We start from the raw sequence: 21,288 nt of genomic DNA on the forward strand, positions 1-21,288 counted from the left end.
TCCCGGGAGAAAACGCTCTCGGCGCGGAGCGCGGCGAGGAAACGGGTCGGCGCGCTCGACCGCCGCCCTCAGATCCGCCGGAAGTCGCCGAGCCGAGTCCCGTCGAGCAGGTACGCGTCGCCCGCCGGGAGCGCGTCGGGGAGGAACGGCGCGAGGAACGACTGCCCGTCGACGTTCACCCACGTCCCCCCGGAGCGCTCGTTGAACGCCGGGAAGACGACGAGCTCGGGCGGGTCGCCGGAGGCGGTCGCCGTCGAACCGTCGTCATCGACGAACGCCGCCGGATCGAGCCGACCGCGGAGCCACGCGCGCTCCACGCGCGAGCCGCCGACCGCGTCCTCCAGCCGGACCTGCGGGTGCTCGTGGCCCATACACACCACGTCGGCGTCGAGCAGCGCCGGATCCGGCCACGTGTGGCCGTGGAGGACCGCGACGCGGCCGGTCCGGCTGCTCTCTCCGTCCGCTTCGCGGACGCCTCCGCCTCCGATAACGCCGCCGCCGGCCCCGATCACGTCGAGGTCGTCGGCGAACGCCTCGGCGACGCCCGCGTCGTGGTTCCCTTCGACGAGCGTCATCGGGACCCGGTCGGTCACGGCCCGGATCAGGGTCTCCAGCTCCTCGCGCTCGTCGCCCTCCGGTGCCGCGATGCGGTGCGCGAGATCGCCGAGGACGACGAGCCGGTCGGCGTCGGTCTCGGCGAGGAGCGCGCAGAGCCGCTCGCGGCGCTCGTCGGCCCTGTCGTCGAGCTCGACGCCGCGCTCGTAGCGGAGGCCGACCTCGATGCCGGCGTGAACGTCGGCGACGAGCAGCGCGCGCTCGCCGCCGAGGTCGGCCACGGCGGCCGGCTCGCCGACGACCGGTTCGACGGTAGCCGCCTCGCCCCGCGCCATCAGATCGGCTTGAGCACGCCGTCGCCGGGCTCGTAGCACTTCCCGCTCATCAGCGCGTCCTGGATCGCGTCCTCGACCGCGTCGGCGGCGACGCCGTGCTCGTCGACCACGCGGTCCACGACCGCCTCGCGGTCGGCGCCGTCGCCGTCGTCGAGCGCGGCCATGGCGTCGATGACGGCGTCCTCGAGGTCGACGTCCTCGGCGGCCGCGCCGTCTTCCGACTCTCCGGTCGCCTCCGTCTCACCGGCCGCGTCCGTCTCGTCGTCCGAACCGTCGTCGTCGGTCGGTTCGGCTCCGTCGACGTCGAGGTCGGCCGCCGCGGCGTCCTCGGGCGTCTCCTGCAGTTCCTCTGGGTCCGGCACGTCGATATCGGCCTCCCCGGGCTCGTCGACCTCGGAGCCGGTCGCGAAGTCGGTGCCGAACTCGGACTCGATCTCCTCGCGCTCCGCCTCGTCGAGCTCGTACATCTCGTCGGTCTCGGGATCGGCGGCGTCCGGTTCTGCCGTGGCTTCCGCGTCGGCCGTGGCTTCCGCGTCGGCCGTGGCTTCAGCGTCGTCGAGCGCCCCTTCGGTGGTGTCGCTGTCGTCCTCGTCGTCGCCCCCGGCCTCGAAGTCGCCGAGTCCGTCGTCTCCGGCGGCGGCGGACTCCGCAGTCTCGGCGCTCGCGTCGGCTCCCGTGACCCCGCCCCCGCCGCTTTCCGCGGCGACAGTCGCGTCGCTCTCCTCGGCTTCGGTCGCGTCTGTCGACTCGATCCGCTCGGACTCTCCGTCGTCGTCGACCGCGGCCGCCTCGGCGTCGCCGGCAGCGGTCGGCTCGGCCTCGTCAGGCGCTTCGGGCTCGTCGGCCGATTCGGCCTCGACGCTCGCCTCGCCGTCTCCCGACGGCGCCGCGGCCCCGGTCGGGGCCTCGATCGTCACGTCGGTCTCCGGGAGCGCGCCGATGTCGCTCTCGCCGCCCGCGTCCGGGGCGAGGTCGAGCGCCCGGACCTCGTCGCGGTCGCCGGCGATCAGCTCCAGCGCGTCGACGGCGAGCCGCCGGACCGCCTCGACGTACGCCGTCGAGGTGTCGTAGTGGTCGATCGCCTTCGGGATCCCCGCCGCCAGCGACGCCGGCGCGCCGCCGGATTCGAGGGCGGCGCGGAGCTCGTCGCCGCGGAGGTCCGAGTCGAGGGCCTCGGCGAAGACGGCGAGCCGGTCGAGCGTCGCCTCGGCGGCGGAGACGACCCAGCGGTCGCGGGTGTCGGCGTCGACCTCGTTGAGGCTCTCGGGCCGGACCGAGGTGAACACCCGGTCGGAGTCCTCGGGCTCGAAGGTGCGCGCCTTCCCCGTGAGCGCGACGAACGACGGCGGGTCGGCGCGCTCTAAGAACGCCTGCGCCTCGGGCTGGTACTGGCCGGCGTAGGTGACGAATGCGCCGGAGGGGTCGACCACCCGGCCGCGGCGCGTCTCGTCGTTCACGCGCTCGACCTCGGTGAGCACCCCGGCGACGAACAGCCGGTTCACGCGCGCGCCGGTCGGCGTGACGACGTAGTTCGGGGCGCGCTCCTCGTCACTCTCGGAGTACGAGAGGGAGGCGTCGTCGAACTCGGCGGCGAACAGCCGGTGGGCGACCTCGCGGGCGCCCGGTCCGTCGTCGCTCATTCGCCCACCTCCGCGAGCGCGGCGCGGGCGGCGTCGGCGGGGTCGTCGTCCGCGAGCTCGAACTCGCTCGCGTCGAGGTTGGCCCCGTAGTCGTCGACGGAGAGGTTCCCGCGGACGCGGTAGGCGCGCCCGACGAGCGAGTCGGCGATCTCCTCGGCGACGACCTCCTTGTCCATCGCGTCCTTCGCGGCGTCGAGGGCGTCCTCGAGGCCGCCGCCGTACACCTCGGCGGTGAGCTCGTCGTCGAGGACGACGGTGACGGTGTCGGTGCCGTCGTCGAGGATCGCCTTCACGCGCAGGTCGTCCTCGCCGTCGACGTCGCCGTGGCTCCGGCACTGGCCGTTCTGGACCACGCGGCCGCAGTCGGGACAGCGCTCGATGAGCCCGGAGCCGTCCCGGATCTCCAAGACGTTGCCGACGACCTCGACGTCGAACATCCCGCCGGAGGCGACCGCCTCGCCGACCGAGAGGCGGGGGGCGTCCTCGGCGACCTCGACGGGGTCGGGGAGGGGGGTGACCGTCGAGAACTCGGTGAGGTTGAGCGAGGGGACGCCGCGGAACTCGCGGACGTACACGTCCTCGATCCGGAGGTCGGCGCCCGGCTCCAGTTCCGGTCGCGGCTGCCAGTCGGTGAACGGGAGCTTCGCGGTCGCGTCGCCGACGACGCCCTCTAAGATCTCCGTCTCGCCGTCGCGCCCGGAGATCGTCTTCTCGTCGACCTCCAGCACGCGGACCTCGACGTTGCGCCCGCGGTCGCCAGCGGCGATGTCGACGAGGTTGCGGTCGCCGCCGACTTCGCGATCCACCTCGACCGGCTCGTCCGCGATGGCGACGGTGGTGGAGTCGTTGAGGTTGAGCTCCGGCGCGCCCTCCCACTCCCGGACGCCGGCGTTGCCGATCGTCAGGGAGTCGCCCGGTTCGAACCCGAAGTCCTGCCAGGCGGTGTAGGAGATGACGCCCGTCTCGTCGGCGATCTCTCCCTCGCGGATCGTGAGGTCGTCGCCCTGGTAGCGGATCGTCCGCGTCCCCTGCGTGAGCACGCGCACGGTGACCGTCACGCCGTCGTGGTCGGTGGTGATCTCGCCCACGTCGACGGCGTCGGGGGTCGGGGTCGAGCCTCCCCCGCCGCCCCCGTGCTTCCGGCGGACGCTCTGTTTCGCCTCGTCGATCGGGACGCTGTACTCCAGTAAGTTCTCCAGGTCGGCTTTGACCTCCTCTTTGTCGACGCCGAGGTCGGAGGCGAGCTCCTCGGCATGGCTGTTGACGTCCATCGGAACCGACTTCGACGCGACCGCACAAAAGGATTCACCACCCGGGGGCGGTCGCGGCGCGCGGGGCGACGCGGTCGGTCCGGTCAGTCCGGTCGGCTTGGGCGGCCCGAGCGGCCCGGGCAGACCGTCCCCGGCGACGATCGGGTACCGCGGCCGGTACTGCTAAACCGTCCCCGTTCGCACCGTGCGGTATGGACGAAGTCAACATCGACGCGCGCGTCACGGGGGAGCGAACCGTCATCGACGTGACCGGCACCCGCGACGTCGGGGTCGTCGTCCGGTCGGAGGGCGGCGAGCGGATCTACCTCCCGCCGGAGGGGTTCGACGAGCCCGTCTCGGGGTCCCCGTACACCTCGCCGTATCAGGGCGCGAGCGGGGTCGACGGCGAGGAGAGCCCGTACGGCGGCACCGCCGGCAGCACCCGCGGCGTGGTCGAGACGGCCGAGGGGTTCCGGATCAGCCACCCCGAGCCGGCGACGGAGTTCGACGCGTACCGCGGCGACGAGGAGTAGGTCCCGAAGAGCGGTGAGTCGGCGGTCCGCGACCTACGCCACGTCCTCGTACACCGCCAGCGTGTCCTCCGCCACGTCCAGCCACTCCCGGCGCTCGTACTGCGGCGGCTCCTCCCGGTCGAGCGCCTCGATGAGCCCGTCGACGATCGACTCCGAGTCCGTCTCGACCTCCACGAGGCAGTCGTCGGGGAGCACCTCGGCGACGCCCGAGGGGGTCGCGACGACCTGCGTGCCCGCCTCCAGCGCCTCCGTGATCGTGATCCCGAACGGCTCCGCGTACGATGGGGAGACGAACGCGTCCGAGGCGGCGTAGTAGTCGCCCAGTTCCGCCTCCGGGACGTAGCCGACGAACTCGACGCGGTCCTCGATGCCGACGAGCTCGGCGAACCGCTTCAGCTGGTCCGTCTGGTGGCCCGACCCGCCGACGACGAGGGTGACGTCGCGCCCGCGGAGCTTCTTCATCGCGTACAGCAGGTGGGAGATCCCCTTCTGGTCGGTGTGGCGCCCGACGAAGAACAGCATCTCGCCGTCGATGCCGAGGTCCTCGCGGACGTCCTTGCCGGAGAACTTCGGCGTCGAGAAGCCGTTGTACACGACGCGGGAGTCGGCGTCGTACAGCTCCCTGATATCCCCGCGGACGATCTCGCTGACGGCGATGTTCGTGTCGGCGGCGTTCGCGAGCCGGCGCTCGGTCTCGACCTCGCGGCTCGGCGGGTCGATGTTGCGGTCGCTCGCCAGCGAGTGGAACGACGAGACCCACGTCGCGTCCGACGCGCGGGCGGCCTGTCGTCCCGGGGCGTAACCGAACCAGTCGTGCGTGTGGATCACGTCGTGGTCGGGCGCCAGCTCCGCGAACCGGTCGCTGAGGCGCTCGATGCGGGCGGCGATGTCGCCGTCGCCCGTCTCCACCGGTTCGAGGCCGGGCTCGTCGTCCGGAGCGAACTCCGCGGGCAACACGAGGGTGGCCTCCACCCCGAGGTCGTCGCGGAGCCCGGAGAACAGTTCGCCGACGTGGACGTCGAGCCCGCCGGTGATGTTCGGCGGGTACCCCCATCCCAGCATGAGTACGCTCGGTGGCATACCTCCCCGTTTCTTGAGTCGGCACTTAGGTATGCCCCTCGTTCGACCGAGCGGGGGGCTGTCGGGGCGGGAAAACGGAACGAAAAGACGCTCGAAAAACTCAGTGACCCCGGTTCAGGCCGCCCGCACGGCGTCGCGCAGGGAGCCCGTCCGCTCGGTGATCGCCGCCGCGGCGTCGGCGAGCAGGTCGAGCGGGTCGTCTGACTCGGATTTCACCGTCAGCACCGGCTCCGTCTGGCCGCCGGACTGCTCGGGGTTCATGTCGTAGGTCGCGGCCGCGACGCCGTCCGTCTCCAGCAGGACGCCCTTCAGCACGTTCATGAACGTGTGGTCCTCGCCGGCGATCTCGATGCGGAGTTCCGTGTCGGTCTTCTCGATGACCCGCAGTTCCATACTCTTGCGGTCGGGCGAGCGGCGTTTCAAGCTTTCGTCTCCCGGATCTCGGCGGATGCGGACGACCCGCACGCGGCCTAGACGCGACTCGAACGCGACCCGCACGCGGCCTAGACGCGACTCGGACGCGACCCGCACGCGGGCCGACTGTGACTCGGACGCGACCCGAACGCGTATGTCGCCGGCGTCGATCACCGGCGTATGCGTCTCCGACGACTGCCGGCCACCCGGGCCGCCGCGGCGCGGCACGCGGCCGAGCTGTGGCTTCCGTATCACCGCGCCCTCGCCGAAACTGTCGACGGCCACGCCCTCGCCGACCGACCCGACGGGGAGCTGATCGCCGAGGAGACCGCGTTCCGACTCGACCGACTGCGCGAGGACGACTACCGGCTCTGGGTCGTGTCGGTCGCCGTCGAGAGCGGACCGAGCGGCGACGGCGGTTCCTCGGCTCTCGGTTCCTCGACTCCCGGAGGCGCGGATCCCCGGTCGCTCGATCCCGCCGACCCCGCGCCTCCGGGCGTCCCCGACCCGGACCGGGACCTCGTCGCGTTCGTCTCGACCGGCGTCGACGCGTGTCCCGTCGTGTTCGACCGCCCCGACCGACTCGTCGTCGGGGACCTCTACGTCTCGGCGGCGTACCGCGGGATCGGGCTCGCCGATCGGCTGATGGAGCGCGCGGCGGTCGACGCACGCGAGCGGAATTGCGACGAGCTTCGGCTCGACGTCGACGTCGACAACGAACGGGCGCTCGCCTTCTACGAGAAACGGGGATTCGAACCGTACCGCGAGCAGCTGACGCGACCCGTGGAGTGATCGCGTTACGCACGGTCCACAGCGGTGACTCGCCGGCGCCGCCGCTACGCGTATGATAAACGGAGAAGTCGGTCGGGTGCGCTCGGTGACGCGTTACTCGTCGGCGTCGACGGCCACTTCCTCGGCGTCGACGTCGACGGACGCCTCCTCCTCGGCGGCGACCTCGGACGGGCGCGCCTCCAGCGTCAGCTTCTGGACCTCGACGCGGCGCAGCGGGTAGATAAGCTTCGCCTCGCCGTAGATGGCCGAGGAGAGGTTCCCCTCGACGATCGCGTCGACGAACGCCTCGAAGGTGCGCTCCTCGGCGGCCGCGTGGACCTTGTCGATCATGACGCGGCGGATCGCCTTCTCCTGGGAGCGGTCCGCCTTCTTCGTCGTCAGCGCGACGGGCTGGACGCGGATGCGGTAGTCGTCCGTCGTCAGCACCGTGATCGACGCCTCGACCTTCGAGGCGCCGCGGCGGACGAGCGAGCGCAGGTAGTCCCGCGTGAGCTCGTACGTGATGAACTCGGTGTACGCCGTGTCGCTGCCGACGTCGGTGATCTTGAACGTCAGCTTCGTGTTGTTCGCGCCGGAGTCGCCGGTGAGCTCGCCGAGCGTCGTCGTGATCGTGCGGCCGACGACCTGGTCGGGCTCCTCGGCGAGCGTCTCGCCGAGCTCCTGCCGGTCGAACTGTTCGGGCGCCAGCACGGTGTACCAGCGCTTCTGTTCTCTGCTCTTGGATACGGATCGTTCGCTCATGTGTTGGTGGTGTCGCCGTTGGTGTCGGAGCGGCGCGCTCCGTCGTCGGCCGCGAGGTGGTCCCTCGCGCGCTCGACGATTCGGTCTGCGACGCGTAGGTTCACGACGTGGTCGTCCACGGTCGACCGCAGGCCGCCGGTGGTGGGCCGCTCGATCGCGCACTCGATCGCGTCGCCGTCGACGCGGGTGGCCATCGAGTCGGTCTCGTCCGGGGCGAGCGCGGCGGCGACGAGGGCGGCGTCGGCGTGGGTCGTCCGGACGGTCGCCGTCCGGATCGCCCCGTCGCCCCGCGTCTCGTCGGTGTCGGTCCGCGGCTCGTCCCCGCTCATAGCGCCTCCCTGAGCGCGGCGAGCGCGCTCGTGATGTCGCCGTCGGTCTCGCCCTCCTCGGCCGCGCCGACCGCGAGCCCGCCGCGCTCGGCGGTCCCCCAGCCGTCGCCGCCGACCTCGGCCGCCGCCGACCGGCAGGCGTCGCCGAGCCCGAGTGGCTCGACCGCCGCGGCGGCCAGCCGACCCGCGGTCTCGTCGACCGCGATCGCGACCGGCTCGGGCGACCGGAAGTCGCGGACGAGCCGGGCGACGGTCGGGAGGACGGCGGCCGCGTCGCCCGCGGCGTCGCCGTCTCCGAGGCCGTCGCTCGCCCCCGCGACGTCGACGCGGACGACGACGCAGCCGTCGTACCGGCCGGTCGTCGCGGCGTCGAGCGCGCGGTGCGCCGCCAGCCCGTGCGACCGCCACGCGCCGAGCGCGGCGGTCGTGAGGTTGTCGCTCGGATCGGCGTCGAGCGCCAGCGCGACCCCCGTGCCGGGGGCCTCGCGGGCGAGCGCGTCGAGCACGTCGGCGTAGCCGCCGACCGTCTCGAACGGGCCGTCCGTCGCGTACGGGCGCAGGGCGCGCTCGACCGCCGAGGCGGCCCGCGCGCTCGCCCCGTCCGCGTCCGCGACGTCGACGGCGACCAGCGACGCGAGGCGTCGGTGGGCGTCGTCGTCGAGGTCGGCCGGGAGCCCGAGCGCCGCCAGCGCGGCGCGCGCGGCCTCGGGGTCGCCGGAGTACGGCGTCCGAACGAGCGTCGAGGCCGCGAGGCCGTCCGCGAGGTCCGCGGTCGGGATCGCGACGCCGGGTCGCCGGCGGACGCGCTCCGACGCCTCGGCGACGGCGAGCGCGTCGCCGGAACCGTCCGTTCCGGGGACGGAGCCGGCCGCGACGACGCCCGCGAGGGCGACGACGGGGTCCGGCTCGACGCCGAGCGCGCGCGCGACCGCGAACGCGTCCGCGCTCGCCGGTCGTCCGGCGCCGGGGATCGCGTGCGGACCGCGCGCGGCGCCGACGGTCACCGCGACGCCGTCGCCGGCGTCGTCGGGGACCGGATCGGCCGAGACCCGGACCTGGAACGGCGTGCCGACGGCTCGCAGCGCCCGGGCGAGCAGTCCCGCGGCTGCCAGCGCGTCACCGTCGTCGGTCGCGACGAGCCGGGCGAACGGCGCGTCTGCGAGGACGTCGGCGAGGGCGTCGGGGGCGGGCGTGGCGGTCGTCGCTTCTGTCATGGGTCGGGTGGTGCGGTCGTGGGCGGCTGTCGTGTGCGGGCGATTCGTCGTGGTTCAGTGCGTCGCGCGTCTTCGGTTACTGTCGGTTCGTCGGTCTCGTCGGAGCTTACTCGTCGCCGACGAGTTCGGCGGCGAGCTCGTACGTGTACGTGAACTCCTCGTCGATCTCGTCGCCGCGGTAGTAGTTCGCGAGGCGGCGGATCTTCGACTCGGTGTTCTGGAGCGCGCGCTTGTTCTGGTAGTCCTGGCCGTTCTCCGCCATGTGCTCGCGGAGGCGGACGGCGCGTTCCATCAGCTTGCGGAGGTCCTCGGGGTACTCCGCGGCGGCGTCGTGCTCCTCGAGGATCTCGGTGAGCTTCTTGCCGGTCGCCAGCTTCACGTCGGGCACCGGAACGCCCTTGACGCCCTCGTCACGCAGCTTGAGGCCGATGACGCTGGGGTCGTGGCCCTGCTCCGCCAGTTCGACGACGCGGGACTCGATGTCCTCGGCGTCGACGTCGCTCCACTCCGGGTTCTCGTCCGTCGCCGGCTTGTCCGAACCGGACGAACCGCGACGGCGCGTGTGCATTCGTGCCATTGTCTGAAATTGGAACGGCACAACCACAACGTGACCGCGGCTCCGCGCGGCGCGGCTGTCGGGCGCTCGCGTCGAGCGAGCGATCCCGCGGCCCGATCCGCGCGAGCGGACCGGCCCGGGCCGCGACGCCGGAGGCGTCGGTGCACTGCTACATTCCCAAGCCGCGGGCGAAGAGGCCCCGGCGCGTCGGATCTGCAGCTGTGCTGTTCCCGTTCGTGACGTCGCCGTCGGGGTTCTTAAGCGTGTTCTTGTGGATCGCCGTGCGGCGGGACCGAAACCGATCGACCGTCGGACGGGCGGCGTGAGAAAGGAGGGTTTAGGTGGATCGTCCGTCACCGGGTGCGTAGGTGAGACACGTGATCGACCCACCAGACGACGATTCGGCGAATCGTACCCGCGAGGAACCACGAGACGGCGATCCGGTGCCCGTCACCGACGGCGGGTTCGAAGACGAGTCGCCGTCGACGAACGAGCCGCGGATCGAGTTCTACGGCGGCAAGTGGGCGAGCACGGTGCCGATCGCCTTCTTCATCGTCTGGGCGATCGTCCAGAGCGGGGTCCTCGGGATCGGCGACACGAACGGCCTCGTCGTCGGCGCGCTCGTCGGGACCATCCTCGGGATGTTCTTCGCGCGCGGCGACTGGAAGGCGTACGCCGACACCATCTTCGAGGGGATGACCCAGCGCGTCGCCGCGACCGCGATCGTGGCGTGGCTGTGGGCCGGGATGTTCGCCGAGACGCTGCAGGTCGGCGGCTTCGTCGAGGGGCTCATCTTCGCGGCCGACGCGCTGAACGTCGGCGCGACCACCTTCCCCGCGGCCGCGTTCGTCCTCTGCGGGCTGCTCGCGACCGGAATCGGGACGGGGTACGGCGCGACCGTCGCGTTCGTGACGCTGTTCTTCCCGGCCGGCGTCCTCATCGGCGCGAACCCGGTGCTGCTGTTCGCCGCGATCCTCTCGGGCGCCGTCTTCGGCGACAACCTCGCGCCCGTGAGCGACACGACGATCGTGAGCGCGGTGACGCAGGACGCCGACATCGGCGGCGTCGTCGCCTCGCGGTTCAAGTACGCGCTCATCGCCGCGGTGCCCGCCTTCGCCGCGTACCTGATCATGGGCTCGGTCCTCTCGGGCGCGAGCCTGGAGGGCGCGGCCGCGCTCCGCGAGTCGGCGACGGCGCCCGGGCTGGTCCACCTGATCTCGATGGGCGTCGTCATCGCGACGGCGGTCGCGGGCCGCCACATCGTGGAGGCGATCTCGTGGGGGCTGATCGTCGCTATCGCGTTCAACCTCGCGTTCGGCCTCTCGTCGGTCGCCGACATCCTCGTGTTCACGACGACTGATCCCACGCCCGCCGCGGCGCTCCCGTTCGTGCAGGTCGGCGAGACCGCGGGCGTTGGCGGGAGCCTCTACTCGGGCGCGATCGGCTTCTTCCCGCTCATCGTGCTGACCCTGCTCATCGTGGCGATGGCGCAGATCATGATCCGCGGCGGCGGCTTCGCGGCGATCCTGGAGTTCCTGCTCGACTCGGTCGCGACCACCGTCCGCCGCGCCGAGGTGACGATGGTGCTCGGCACGGCGGCGATCAACGGGATGATCACGATCAACACGGCCGCGGAGATCGCGATCGCCCCCTACATCGCCCGGATCGGCGAGAAGTTCAACATCAACGGCTACCGGCGCGCGAACATCTTAGACGCCAACACCTCGGCGCTCGGCTACATCTTCCCGTGGGCCGGCGGCGTCCTCGTCGGCTACCAGGTGATGGTCGGGCCCGACGGGCTCGGCGAGCAGTACGGGCCGGAGATGGTCGTCAACCCGATCGAGGTGGTGCCGTACGTGTTCCACGGCTGGTTCCTCGTCGTCGTCTTCCTGCTGGCCGCGGTCACCGGCTTCGGTCGGGAGTACATCCCCGACCGGATCTCCGAGGAGGTGTCCCGCGCATGAGCCGCTTCGAGAAGTTCCTCGCCGGCTGGTCGTTCCGCGGGTCGACCCCCGACTACGAGCCCGGCGACGTGATCGAGGTGATGGTCACCGGCGACGCGGGCGGCGAGACGGTCGCCCGAATCGGCGACTCGACGCTCCGCATCGAGGGGGCGCCCGACGACGCGCTCGACACCCGCGTCCGGGTCGCGGTCGAGACGTGGGACGAGGGAGCCCATCGCGGCACCGGGACCTACCGCGAGACGGTCGGCGAGAGCGCGTTCTGACCGCCGCGGACCGGGGCGCTTTTTAAGACGAGTATCGAAGAAACGAGCGTGCTATCGGTCGAGCTCCACGCGCACTCCGCGCTGTCCTACGACGGGCGCGACCCGGTTGATCTCCTGTTGGAGCAGGCGGCCGCGGTCGGATTGGACGCGCTCGCCGTCACGGACCACGACGAGATCGACGCCAGCATCGAGGCGGCCGAGAAGGCCCCCGAATACGGGCTCGTCGGCATCGTCGGCATGGAGGTGACCTGCGCGGTCGGCCACGTGCTCGCGTTCGGAATCGACGAGCGCGTCGAGAGCGGGCTCCCCTTCGACGAGACGCTCGACCGGATCCGCGACCAGGGCGGGATCGCGGTCGTCCCCCACCCCTTCCAGAAGTCCCGCCACGGCGTCGCCGCCCACATCACCGACGAGCAGCTCGCGGGCGCCGACGCCATCGAGGTGTACAACTCCCGGCTGTTCACCGGGCGCTCGAACCGACAGGCGGAGAAGTTCGCGCTCCGGAATCGGATCCCGATGACCGCCGGCAGCGACGCTCACATCTCGGAGATGGTCGGGCAGGCGGTGACCGAGGTCGGCGCCGACGAGCACTCGGCCGACGCGATCCTCTCCGCGATCCGCGACGGTCGGACCAGCGTCGTCGGGAAGCGGACCCCGTGGCGCATCTCGCTCCGCCAGTTCGGCGGCGGCGCCAAGCGCCGCGCGCTCCGCGCGCTCGACGCGCTGCGGTAGACCGCGATGGCAGGACCCCCCTCCGCCGACCTGCGCGGGACGTCGCCCGACCGCGTTCGCGACGCCCTCCGCGACGGCGACCCCCTCCCCGGCGGACGCGGCTTCGCCGGGCGTCTCGACGACCCGCCCGACCGCGACGGGCCGGTCCTCGTCCGCGACGTCCTCGGCCGCCAGCCGCTGTTCGTCGAGCGCGGGGCGATCGACCCGGCGGCCGACTCCGCCCCGGCGACCGATCGCACTCCGACCGACCCGGACGCGTGGAGCTTCTCGCGCACCTCCCTCGACGACCCGACGCCGGTTCCGGCGGGGAGCGTCGCGTCCGCCGCCGGCGTCGAACGGGTCTGGACGCTCCCCGACGAAACGCCGGCCGACGCGGAACCCGCGCAGGCGGCGGTCGACGACGCGGTCGACGAAGCGCTCGGAGCGATCGCCGACGGCCGCGACGGGCTCGGCGACTCGACCGGCGGGCTTGCGGTCGCCTTCTCCGGCGGGGTCGACTCCGGGCTCGTCGCCGCCGGCGCCCCCGACGCCCCCTGCTACGTCGCCGGCTTCGAGGGGTGTCACGACGTCGCGGCCGCCCGCGACGCGGCCGCGGCGATGGACCGCGACCTGCGCGTCGTCGAGATCTCCCACGGGGAGCTCCTGCGCGCGGTCCGCGCAGTCGCCGACGCGACGGGGCGCCGCAACCCCATGGACCTCGCGATCGCGGTACCGCTGTACCTCGCGGCCGAGGCGGCCGCGGCCGACGGTCTCGACCGGCTCGCGGTCGGGCAGGGCGCGGACGAGCTGTTCGGCGGGTACAGCAAGGTCGTCGACCCCGCGACCGACGACCGCGTCGACGCGGACACCGTGCGGGGCGCCCGGACCGAGACCGTCCGGACGCTGCCGACTCAGCTCGAACGCGACGTGCTCGCGCTCCGCGCGGCCGGGGTCGAGCCGGTCGCGCCGCTGCTCGACGACCGCGTCGTCGCGGCCGCGCTCGCGCTGCCGGGCGAGCTGCTCGCGAGCGGCGGGGAGAGAAAGGTCGCGCTCCGGCGGGCGGCGGCCGGGCGCGTGCCGGAGTCGGTACGAACGGCCGACAAGAAGGCGGTCCAGTACGGCACGTACGTCTCCCGCGAGCTCGACCGGCTCGCGCGGCGGGCCGGGTTCAAGCGGCGCATGGACGACCACGTCGGGCGGTACCTCGACGACCTGCTGGCGGGCGGGTGACGCCGACGCGCTCCCGAGGGGCGCGTCCGGCTCTCGGTGCCGCCGCTCCGCGAAAAAGGCACTTCGCCGAAAAACGGCCCGTGAGGGCCGCTGCTGACCAAGCCGCCGTATGGAGTACCAGTCCTACGGCCGACGCCCGATCGTTCGGGCGTCTGGTTACGAATAACGGGGACCGGTATAAAATTCGGGGAGTAGTGACAAATATGACTGCCGCGGTCGGCGTATAGATGACGATCGGGCACCGATCGGCCGATCTCGATTCGGATGTGCCGATCCACACGTCGGAGGAGGGTCGAAACCGCACGCGTATCCGGCCGGATGTCGACGCGCGATCCGATCGACTCACCGGAGACGACGAGGCTCGCTCACCGAACGAGGTACGGGTCGCTCCCCGCGATGAAGCGTCCGAGGTCGCTCTCGCGGCGGAAGTCCGTCGACCGCAGCTCCCGGAGGGCGTCGACGAGCCGGTCGGCGTCGCCCGCCGCCCACTCGGCCGGGTCCTTGATCGGGAGGACGAGCCACCCGGATCCGAGGAGCTCCTCGCCGTGGAGCGCGTCCATGTCGATCTCGGTCTTCCACGCCCGCGCCGTGTACTGCTCGAGGACGTGCTCGGTCGCCCGGGCGCCGACCGGGAGGAGGACGTGCGCGGCGATCGCGCGGAGCTCGGCGTCGAAGAACCGCTCCATGTCGTCGTACGACGCCGCGGTCGGCTCGCCGTCGGGAACGCACATGTGGAGGTACGAGAAGTACGTGCGCTCGGTGCGGACCGGTTCGGACTCCGCGTCTCCGTCCGGCCGGCCGCCGTTCGCCGCGGTCTCGCGGTTCGCCGACGCCGCGGCCCCGTCTGTCTCGCTCGTTCCGTCCGGTGCCGCGCCCTCGGCGAGCCCCGCGAGCAGTCCGCCCTCGGTCAGCGCCGAGAGGAACGCCGGCGACCACGGCTCGCCGGTGAACGGGACGCCGGTCGCGACGCCACCGTGGACGCCGGGGTGGTCGCCGACGACGTGGAAGTCGGCGTTGGCGTCGCCGTAGCCCGGGACGAACGACCGACAGTCCGGCCGCATCCCGAAGGGGTTGCGCGTCCGATCCGTAACGTTCTGCACGTCCCTCCGTACGCGACGCCCCGGATAAATCCCGTTCGGTCTGCGGCCGGACGCGGTTCGGTCTGCGGCCGGGCGGGCCTCGCTGACGCGTCCCGACCGCGGCCGCGGGGACCGCCGCGACCCCCGGATGCGAGGCGCACGAGGCGCGTTAGTTACTCGTAACTTACGGAAACGAGCGGGGTTCACACCGCCGTGGATATCCCGATCGTGACAGCTCGGCGATTATATTTCATAATCGTTAATCAATGACCGAAAACCGCACGACTGCGTCGGGGTAGTCAGTGAGGGCGCCCCGGAAAGTATTTATATACTCCTCCGTTCCGGTCGTCCGAAGACCCATGTTCGACCGCATCCGCTCGGCGGCCCTCTTCGGGATCCACCAGGCGACCGTCGCGATCGGTATCTCGCTGTTCCCGGTGGCCGTCTTCGCTCGCACGCGCCTCGGCGTCAACGTCCCCATCGGCCGACTCGTCGAGACCACCGGCGAGGTGTACGAGCGCGTCGAGGAGTAAGCGACCGTTTTCGATCCGCGCCGTTCGTCGACACCGTCGAGCGACGGCGCCGGCGACGCCGGCGAACGCCCTTTCGCTCCGCCACTCGTCCGTCGTCGTCGTCCGCGTCCTCTCTCACCGTTAGCCGCGTCTCACGGAGCGGCGGCCTCGTCGCGACGATCGACCGACGCGACGGCGACTCGCGGGCCGCGACGGCCCGCGACGAATAGGCCCGTCGGAACCGGCGGGCGGTCCCCGAAGGGTTGCCTTTATCAGCGCGCCGGGCCAACGGAGGCGTAATGCGAACACCGACTGGCGACCTCTCCGACGGGACGGCCGACGAGCTGGGCCGCGACCAGCCCGTCTTCGGACCCGAGCTCGGCGAGTTCGAACACAGCGAGCGCCGCGCGGCGCAGGCCGACGGCGAGGGCGAAATGAAGACCGGCACGACGACCGTCGGCATCAGGACCGCGGACGGCGTCGTGATGGCGACCGACATGCGCGCCTCGCTCGGCGGCATGGTCTCCTCGAAGGACGTCCAGAAGGTCGAGGAGATCCACCCCCGCGGCGCGCTGACCATCGCCGGCTCCGTCTCCGCCGCACAGAACCTCATCTCCACGCTCAAGGCCGAGACGAGCCTCTACGAGACCCGCCGCGGCAAGGACATGTCGATGGAGGCGCTGTCGACGCTCACCGGGAACCTCCTCCGGACGGGCGCGTTCTTCATCGTCCAGCCGATCCTCGGCGGCGTCGACGACGAGGGCGCCCACATCTACTCCATCGACGCCCTCGGCGGCACCACCGAGGAGGAGTACACCGTCACCGGCTCCGGCTCGCAGTACGCGCTCGGTGTGCTCGAGCAGGAGTACCACGACGAGGTCACCGTCGACGAGGCGAAGACCATCGCCGCGAAGGCGATCCAGTCCGCCGTCGAGCGCGACCTCGCGTCCGGCAACGGGATCAACGTCGCCGTCGTCACCGAGGACGGCGTCGACATCACCCGGCACAAGGAGTTCGACGAGCTGCTGTAAGCGGCTCCGTCGCGGCCGCCTCGACGCCTCGCTTTTCGTTCCGTTCTCGACTCGCTCCGTCCAACCACCGGTTCAGCGCGCTTTCCCTCGTCGCCGCGGATCAGACGCCCCGCTCCCCGGCATCCTCGGGGGGCGACCGGATCCCGTCGCCCCAGTAGAACCGCGGGCCGAGGAGGAGGTAGCCGCACGCTAAAAAGAGGAGCGCGAACGCGAACCCCTCGCCGATCCAGTCCGGGAGAGCGGCGGTGGCCATGTGCCCGGCGGGGGTGAGGATGACGGCGGCCTGCACGACGCCCATCACGAGCGCGTCCTGCGCGTGAAGGTCCGGGTACGTGACCGTCGTCCCCATGAGCACCGCGAACGCGGCCGTCGCGGCGATCAGAACGCCGGGGTCGGTGTAGCCGGCGATCACCGCGGCCGCGAGGATCGTCGCCGCCAGCGTGGTCGGCACGCCCACCGTCTCGCGGGCGTCGCTGTCGTACGCCGTGTACAGCCCGAGCCGGGCGACCGCCGTCGCGACGAACAGGGCGCCGGCGCCGACGCCGACGGCGACGAAGACGGGCGCGCTCGCGAACGACGCCGCGTCGAGGACGACGACCGCGACGAGGGTCGCGGGCGCGACGCCGAACGAGGCCACGTCGGCCAGCGAGTCGAGGTAGGGCCCGGCGTCGGTCGAACCGCGGTGTCTCGCGACCACGCCGTCGAGGCCGTCGGCGACCGCGGCGAGCAGCACCAGCCGGGCCGCGAGCTCGAGGTCGACGGTGGCCGCGACGACGGCGAGGAAGCCGACGGCCGCGTTCGCCACCGTCACCGCGTCCGCGAGCCCGAGCCGCCCGACGAACCGGAAACGCATACCGGATCGGTCGACGAGACGGGTTTTAGTGCTTGTTATCTGGCGTGCGGCCGGCCAGCGGAAGCTCCGGGAGCGCGGCCGGCGAGACGCGGGATCGGGCCTCAGGGGACGTACCAGATCCCCCGCCCGAAGTCGAGCCACTCGCCGACGACGACGTGCGGGAGCGCGATGACGCAGACGAAGATCGTGTAGAAGGCGACCGCCCCCGGCAGCAGCGAGCCGCCGGCCAGCGGGTTGGGTGCGACCAGCCACAGCGACGCCCCGACCGCGGCGGTCACGAGCGCGCCGACCACGAGCACGCCCCACGCCACCACGACGGAGACGCCTTCGGTCCGACTCGGCCGCGCCTCCTCGACGACCATGCTCCGGGCGGACTGCCGCAGCGAGTACCACAGCGGGAAGTAGAGCCCGATGGCGATCACGACTGGCACGAGGGCGAAGTAGGCGACGAGCAGCAGCGTCTCGGCGGCGTCGAGCAGCCACGACCGCGTGACGCCCCCGCCCGTCGCGAGCCCGCCGCCGAGGTGGAGGAGGACGCCGAGCCCGTAGGCCGCGCCCAGCGCCGTCGCGAACGCCTCCAGCGCGCTCGCCGCGGGGCCGGCGAGCGCCCCGTCGAACACGGTCAGCATGTAGCCGGTGAAGCCGTAGAACGTCTCCGTCCACGCCGCGGCGGGGACGACCATCACGGCGCCGCCGCGGACGAGCGCGGCGAGCGCGCGCTGCGGCCGCGAGACGAGGTGGCCGGTGCCGACGAGCGCGTCCATCACGCGGAGATCGCCGTGACCGCCCTTCGCGACCGCCGTGCCGAACGCGAGCGCGAGCGCCGGCAGCGGGGCGACGAGGAACAGCCCGACGAAGCCGGCGACGAACGCGAGGTAGAGCCCCACGTAGCGCGCGCCGAATGGGAGCCCGCGCCGCCTGAGGTTCGAGAAGTGCTCGTAGCCGCCGTGCGGGAGGTTCAGCGCGACCATCCCGACGAGGTAGGCGAGCATCTGCGTCCGGAGGCTCGGTTCGGTGCCGGCCGCGTACGCGCCGGCGAACGCGACGGTGAGAAGCAACAGCGCCGCGCGCGAGGCGTTCACGGCAATTCGCTCGGGCCGTTCGAGACGACGACCATCGGCGTGGCTCACGGATCCCGTCGACATGCGTGAACGTACGGGCGCCCGATCGTTGTGTGCTCACCCATACTATGTCGATTTCCACGGCTCCCCGAAGGCGGTTCGCCGGTATCAACGCTTAATCCGTCGGACGACCAAGGGAACGTCATGCCGGGTTCTCGGGCGCTGTTGGTCCATCCGGAGGAGGGGAGCGACCGCATCACGTCGGCGCTCGGCGCCGCCGGGTTCGACGTGACGACGGTCAACAACGCCACGTCCGCGGTCGCGAAGGTGACCACCGGCGAGTACGACTGCATCGTGAGCGAGTACTCCCTGCCGGGGGACGACGGCCTCGCGCTGGCGGAGGCGATAGAGGAGTCCGACGCGCGGGTTCCGGTCGTGATGTTCTCCGAGGAGGGGGACGAGGAGGTGTTGGAGGCCGCCTTCGAGAGCGGCGTCGACGAGTTCCTCCACAAGAACGGCTCCGCGTCGATCGACCGGCTGGTGACCGACGTCTCGACGGTCTGTTCCGCCGAGGGGGCGCCGGGCGCCAAACAGGACGTCTCGGGACACGAGCCCAGCGCGGAGGAGGTCAGCCGAGCCGTGCGCGAGGCGCCCGTCGGCGTCAGCCTCAGCGACCCCGAACTGCCGGATTACCCGCTCGTGTACGCCAACGACGCGTGGGAGGACCACACCGGGTACCCGGTCGAGCAGGCCCTCGGCCGAAACCCGCGCTTCCTGCAGGGCCCCGGGACGGACCCCGAGACGGTCGAGCGGCTCTCGACCGCGATCTCGGACGAAGAGCAGATCACCGTCGAGATCCGGAACTACCGCCGGGACGGGACGCCCTTCTGGAACGAGCTCACGGTCGCCCCGGTGTACGACGCCGACGGCGACCTGGCCCACTACGTCGGGTTCCAGAACGACGTCACCGACCGCAAGCGGGCGGAGCGGCTCGCGGAGGAGCGCGCGGAGAAGCTCGCGACGGAGCGACAGGCCCTCGATCGGGTCCTCGGTCGGGTGAACGGACTGCTCAGCGAGATCAGCCGGATACTCGTCGAGAGCCGGGACTCGGAGACGATCGCCGAGCGCGTCTGCGAGGAGATCGCCGACGAGCCGGGGTACATGGGCGGCTGGATCGCCGAGGTCTCGTCGGCGACGGGGCGGCTGGACGTGACCGCGGCGAGCGGGGTCCCGGTCGAGGCGGGCGCGTCGTTCTCCCTCGACGAGACGCCCCGCGAGGTCCGGCAGGCGATCGAGACCGAGGAGGTTCACGGGGGGGCCGCCGGGGGCGACTCGGACGACGGGCTCGCCCCGAGCGCGGTCGGCGCCCCGCGGCTCCTCGTCGTCCCGATCACGTACGGCCACCGCCGGTACGGTCTGCTCGGCATCTACAGCAGCGAGGGGAACGCCCTCGACCGGCGCGAGCGGAAGGTGTGCGAGTCGGTCGGGAAGATGATCGCCAACGGGCTCCACTCGGTGGAGACGACCCGCATCCTCACGACGGACCGCGTCGTGGAACTGCAGGTCGCTATCGGGGACCGATCGTTCTCGCTCTCGCGGGTCGCCGACGCGCTCGGCGGGCCGATCGAGCACCTCGGAACCACCCGACTCGACGACGACGCCTGCGATCTGTACCTCAGAGTGACCGACCCGACGGAGGACGTGAGCGCCGTCGAGGCGCTCCCGTTCGTCGAGGCGGTCCGACCGGTCTCCGAGACGGACGACGACGTCACCGTCGCCGTGACCGCCACGGAGTCGCCGCCGCTGACGCGGCTCGCGGAGTTCGGCGGCGTCGTCGTCGAGGCGACCGCGGACGCGACGAGCGCGAGCCTGACGATCGAGGCGCCGCCCGAGCAGGACGTCAGGGCGATGCTCGACGTGTTCCGCGCGGAGTACGACGGCGTCGAGCTCCGCTCCCGCGTCGAGCGCGAGAGCCGGGACCGGAGCCTGACCGAGTTCGCGTCCGCCGTGGACGACCGGCTCACCGACCGCCAGCGGTCGGCGCTGAAGACGGCCGAGCTGAACGGCTACTTCGAGTGGCCCCGCCCGGTCGACGGCTCCGAGATCGCCGAGCGGATGGGGATCACGCGACAGACGTTCCACCAGCACCTCCGGGCAGCCGAACGCAAGCTCGTGGAGGCGTACGTCGACCCGCGGTCGCGGAACTGAGGCGACGATCGAGACGCTCCGGCAACGACTCATCGAGACGCTCTGACAACGACTCATCGAGACGCTCTGACAACGACCCATGTTCACCGCACGCGACTCGGTCGCGGTCGACGCCGACGCGGCGTCCGTCTTCGACTTCCTCGACGACCCGCGAAACCACGCCGCCGTCACGCCCCGGCTGGAGGACGTCAGAGACGTCGAGCGGCTGCCGAACGGCGGGAAGCGGCTGGCGTACACCTATCGAATGGCCGGGCTCGGGATCGACGGGGAGATCGTCCAGACGGTCCACGAACCGACCGAGCGGATGACCTTCGAGCTTCGCGGTCGGCTGACGGGGACGATCGACCTGGCCGTCGAGCCGACCGACGACGGGACGAGACTGACGTACGCGGCGGAGTACGACCTCCCGGGGAACGCGCTGACGGCCCTCGGCGAGCCGGTCGTCCGGCGGTTCAACGAGCGACAGGTCCGGGCGACGCTCGACGCCGTCGCGGAGCGGTTCGAGGCGGACGGAGGGTGACCCGCGAGGACGACTCGCGCCGGAATCGACGGAACGAACCCTCACGCGGGCGAAGTATTAAGAACGAGATGGCCTAACTTCGGGGCATGGACCCGATCTCCCTCCAACTCGGTTTCGGCTTCGGCCTCGTGAGCGTCGGCCTGCTCTTCCTGTTGCTGGTGGTCGTCACGCTCTGGCAGTCGTTCGAGATCGTCGACGCCTACGAGAAGAAGACGCTCACGGTGTTCGGCGAGTACCGGAAGCTGCTGGAGCCGGGCATCAACCTCATCCCGCCGTTCGTCTCCCGGACGTACGCGTTCGACATGCGGACCCAGACGCTCGACGTCCCCCGTCAAGAGGCGATCACGCGGGACAACTCGCCGGTGACGGCGGACGCGGTCGTCTACATCAAGGTGATGGACGCGAAGAAGGCCTTCT

22 protein-coding genes and 1 pseudogene are annotated in these 21,288 nt (G+C 71.8%); 11 read left to right on the forward strand and 12 right to left on the reverse strand.

The genetic code is table 11. The features are described 5' to 3' along the window. Positions 1-68: 68 nt before the first annotated feature. From B4V04_RS07900 to B4V04_RS07910, 3 genes are read right to left on the reverse strand one after another with little or no spacing between them, the layout of a single operon-like run. The gene (locus tag B4V04_RS07900; protein WP_498230639.1) at positions 69-890 is read right to left on the reverse strand and encodes a metallophosphoesterase; all 822 of its coding nucleotides are present in this window, start codon (positions 888-890) and stop codon (positions 69-71) included. Beyond that, positions 890-2,530, reverse strand: a complete 1,641-nt coding sequence (locus B4V04_RS07905) for an RPA family protein (protein WP_498230641.1) — start codon at positions 2,528-2,530, stop codon at positions 890-892. The genes B4V04_RS07900 and B4V04_RS07905 overlap by 1 nt, the downstream gene beginning before the upstream one ends. Beyond that, the gene (locus tag B4V04_RS07910) at positions 2,527-3,801 is read right to left on the reverse strand and encodes a Single-stranded DNA binding protein (RefSeq protein ID WP_498230643.1); all 1,275 of its coding nucleotides are present in this window, start codon (positions 3,799-3,801) and stop codon (positions 2,527-2,529) included. The genes B4V04_RS07905 and B4V04_RS07910 overlap by 4 nt, the downstream gene beginning before the upstream one ends. A 191-nt stretch (positions 3,802-3,992) precedes the next feature. Here B4V04_RS07910 and B4V04_RS07915 point away from each other — a divergent pair, with 191 nt between their 5' ends. Then, positions 3,993-4,313, forward strand: coding sequence for a DUF7510 family protein (locus B4V04_RS07915; RefSeq protein WP_498230645.1), 321 nt, complete (start codon positions 3,993-3,995; stop codon positions 4,311-4,313). A 33-nt stretch (positions 4,314-4,346) separates the two neighbouring features. Here B4V04_RS07915 and B4V04_RS07920 read toward each other — a convergent pair whose 3' ends face one another. Continuing rightward, complete coding sequence (locus B4V04_RS07920) at positions 4,347-5,375, reverse strand: glycosyltransferase family 4 protein (protein ID WP_498230841.1); 1,029 nt, start codon at positions 5,373-5,375, stop codon at positions 4,347-4,349. 132 nt (positions 5,376-5,507) lie between these two features. Then, entirely contained in the window at positions 5,508-5,786 is a 279-nt protein-coding gene (locus B4V04_RS07925) for a DNA-directed RNA polymerase subunit L (RefSeq protein WP_144799483.1), read from the reverse strand. A 201-nt stretch (positions 5,787-5,987) separates the two neighbouring features. On the opposite strand from B4V04_RS07925, the gene B4V04_RS07930 reads away from it, so the two are divergent. Then, the gene (locus tag B4V04_RS07930) at positions 5,988-6,599 is read left to right on the forward strand and encodes a GNAT family N-acetyltransferase (protein WP_498230647.1); all 612 of its coding nucleotides are present in this window, start codon (positions 5,988-5,990) and stop codon (positions 6,597-6,599) included. 93 nt (positions 6,600-6,692) lie between these two features. Here the strand turns inward: B4V04_RS07930 and B4V04_RS07935 are convergent, their stop codons facing one another. The 4 genes from B4V04_RS07935 to B4V04_RS07950 all read right to left on the reverse strand — a co-directional run bounded on the left by B4V04_RS07935 (position 6,693) and on the right by B4V04_RS07950 (position 9,460). Beyond that, positions 6,693-7,340 carry a 30S ribosomal protein S3ae gene (locus B4V04_RS07935; protein ID WP_498230648.1) on the reverse strand — a complete coding sequence of 216 codons (648 nt, stop codon included), beginning with the start codon at positions 7,338-7,340 and terminating at the stop codon, positions 6,693-6,695. Next, a complete protein-coding gene (locus B4V04_RS07940; RefSeq protein ID WP_498230650.1) occupies positions 7,337-7,669 on the reverse strand; it encodes a KEOPS complex subunit Pcc1 in 333 nt (110 codons plus the stop codon). Before B4V04_RS07940 ends, B4V04_RS07935 begins: the two co-directional genes overlap by 4 nt. After that, positions 7,666-8,883 carry an exonuclease RecJ gene (locus B4V04_RS07945; protein ID WP_498230652.1) on the reverse strand — a complete coding sequence of 406 codons (1,218 nt, stop codon included), beginning with the start codon at positions 8,881-8,883 and terminating at the stop codon, positions 7,666-7,668. The genes B4V04_RS07940 and B4V04_RS07945 overlap by 4 nt, the downstream gene beginning before the upstream one ends. A 106-nt stretch (positions 8,884-8,989) precedes the next feature. Further along, positions 8,990-9,460 carry a 30S ribosomal protein S15 gene (locus B4V04_RS07950; RefSeq protein ID WP_498230653.1) on the reverse strand — a complete coding sequence of 157 codons (471 nt, stop codon included), beginning with the start codon at positions 9,458-9,460 and terminating at the stop codon, positions 8,990-8,992. A gap of 422 nt (positions 9,461-9,882) precedes the next feature. Here B4V04_RS07950 and B4V04_RS07955 point away from each other — a divergent pair, with 422 nt between their 5' ends. The 4 genes from B4V04_RS07955 to B4V04_RS07970 are packed head-to-tail and all read left to right on the forward strand — an operon-like array spanning position 9,883 to position 13,607. Continuing rightward, a complete protein-coding gene (locus B4V04_RS07955; protein WP_498230843.1) occupies positions 9,883-11,403 on the forward strand; it encodes a Na+/H+ antiporter NhaC family protein in 1,521 nt (506 codons plus the stop codon). Further along, positions 11,400-11,666 carry a DUF7513 family protein gene (locus B4V04_RS07960; protein WP_498230654.1) on the forward strand — a complete coding sequence of 89 codons (267 nt, stop codon included), beginning with the start codon at positions 11,400-11,402 and terminating at the stop codon, positions 11,664-11,666. Before B4V04_RS07955 ends, B4V04_RS07960 begins: the two co-directional genes overlap by 4 nt. A 48-nt stretch (positions 11,667-11,714) precedes the next feature. After that, the gene (locus B4V04_RS07965; protein WP_498230656.1) at positions 11,715-12,398 is read left to right on the forward strand and encodes a PHP domain-containing protein; all 684 of its coding nucleotides are present in this window, start codon (positions 11,715-11,717) and stop codon (positions 12,396-12,398) included. A 6-nt stretch (positions 12,399-12,404) separates the two neighbouring features. Beyond that, positions 12,405-13,607, forward strand: coding sequence for an asparagine synthase C-terminal domain-containing protein (locus B4V04_RS07970; RefSeq protein ID WP_498230657.1), 1,203 nt, complete (start codon positions 12,405-12,407; stop codon positions 13,605-13,607). Between the two features lie 365 nt (positions 13,608-13,972). Here the strand turns inward: B4V04_RS07970 and B4V04_RS07975 are convergent, their stop codons facing one another. Further along, a complete protein-coding gene (locus tag B4V04_RS07975) occupies positions 13,973-14,707 on the reverse strand; it encodes a uracil-DNA glycosylase family protein (RefSeq protein WP_498230659.1) in 735 nt (244 codons plus the stop codon). 338 nt (positions 14,708-15,045) lie between these two features. Between B4V04_RS07975 and B4V04_RS07980 the strand changes: the two genes are divergently transcribed. Together B4V04_RS07980 and psmB are read left to right on the forward strand one after the other, a co-directional pair. Beyond that, positions 15,046-15,219, forward strand: a complete 174-nt coding sequence (locus tag B4V04_RS07980) for a hypothetical protein (RefSeq protein ID WP_498230661.1) — start codon at positions 15,046-15,048, stop codon at positions 15,217-15,219. A 278-nt stretch (positions 15,220-15,497) separates the two neighbouring features. Next, positions 15,498-16,229, forward strand: a complete 732-nt coding sequence (gene psmB / locus B4V04_RS07985) for an archaeal proteasome endopeptidase complex subunit beta (protein ID WP_144799472.1) — start codon at positions 15,498-15,500, stop codon at positions 16,227-16,229. Between the two features lie 100 nt (positions 16,230-16,329). Here psmB and B4V04_RS07990 read toward each other — a convergent pair whose 3' ends face one another. Next, complete coding sequence (locus B4V04_RS07990) at positions 16,330-17,082, reverse strand: protein sorting system archaetidylserine synthase (RefSeq protein WP_498230663.1); 753 nt, start codon at positions 17,080-17,082, stop codon at positions 16,330-16,332. 101 nt (positions 17,083-17,183) lie between these two features. Beyond that, positions 17,184-18,227 (reverse strand): Brp/Blh family beta-carotene 15,15'-dioxygenase, encoded by a 1,044-nt coding sequence (locus tag B4V04_RS07995; protein WP_498230665.1) that lies wholly within the window; start codon positions 18,225-18,227, stop codon positions 17,184-17,186. Positions 18,228-18,347: 120 nt separating this feature from the next. On the opposite strand from B4V04_RS07995, the gene B4V04_RS08000 reads away from it, so the two are divergent. From B4V04_RS08000 to B4V04_RS08010, 3 genes and pseudogenes are all read left to right on the forward strand, one after another. Continuing rightward, the gene (locus B4V04_RS08000) at positions 18,348-20,351 is read left to right on the forward strand and encodes a bacterio-opsin activator domain-containing protein (RefSeq protein ID WP_498230667.1); all 2,004 of its coding nucleotides are present in this window, start codon (positions 18,348-18,350) and stop codon (positions 20,349-20,351) included. A 79-nt stretch (positions 20,352-20,430) separates the two neighbouring features. After that, the gene (locus tag B4V04_RS08005; protein WP_498230668.1) at positions 20,431-20,871 is read left to right on the forward strand and encodes an SRPBCC family protein; all 441 of its coding nucleotides are present in this window, start codon (positions 20,431-20,433) and stop codon (positions 20,869-20,871) included. A gap of 188 nt (positions 20,872-21,059) precedes the next feature. Then, positions 21,060-21,288, forward strand: a pseudogene (locus B4V04_RS08010) (SPFH domain-containing protein); the annotation flags it as partial.

The organism is Halorubrum sp. B52 (assembly GCF_059752555.1).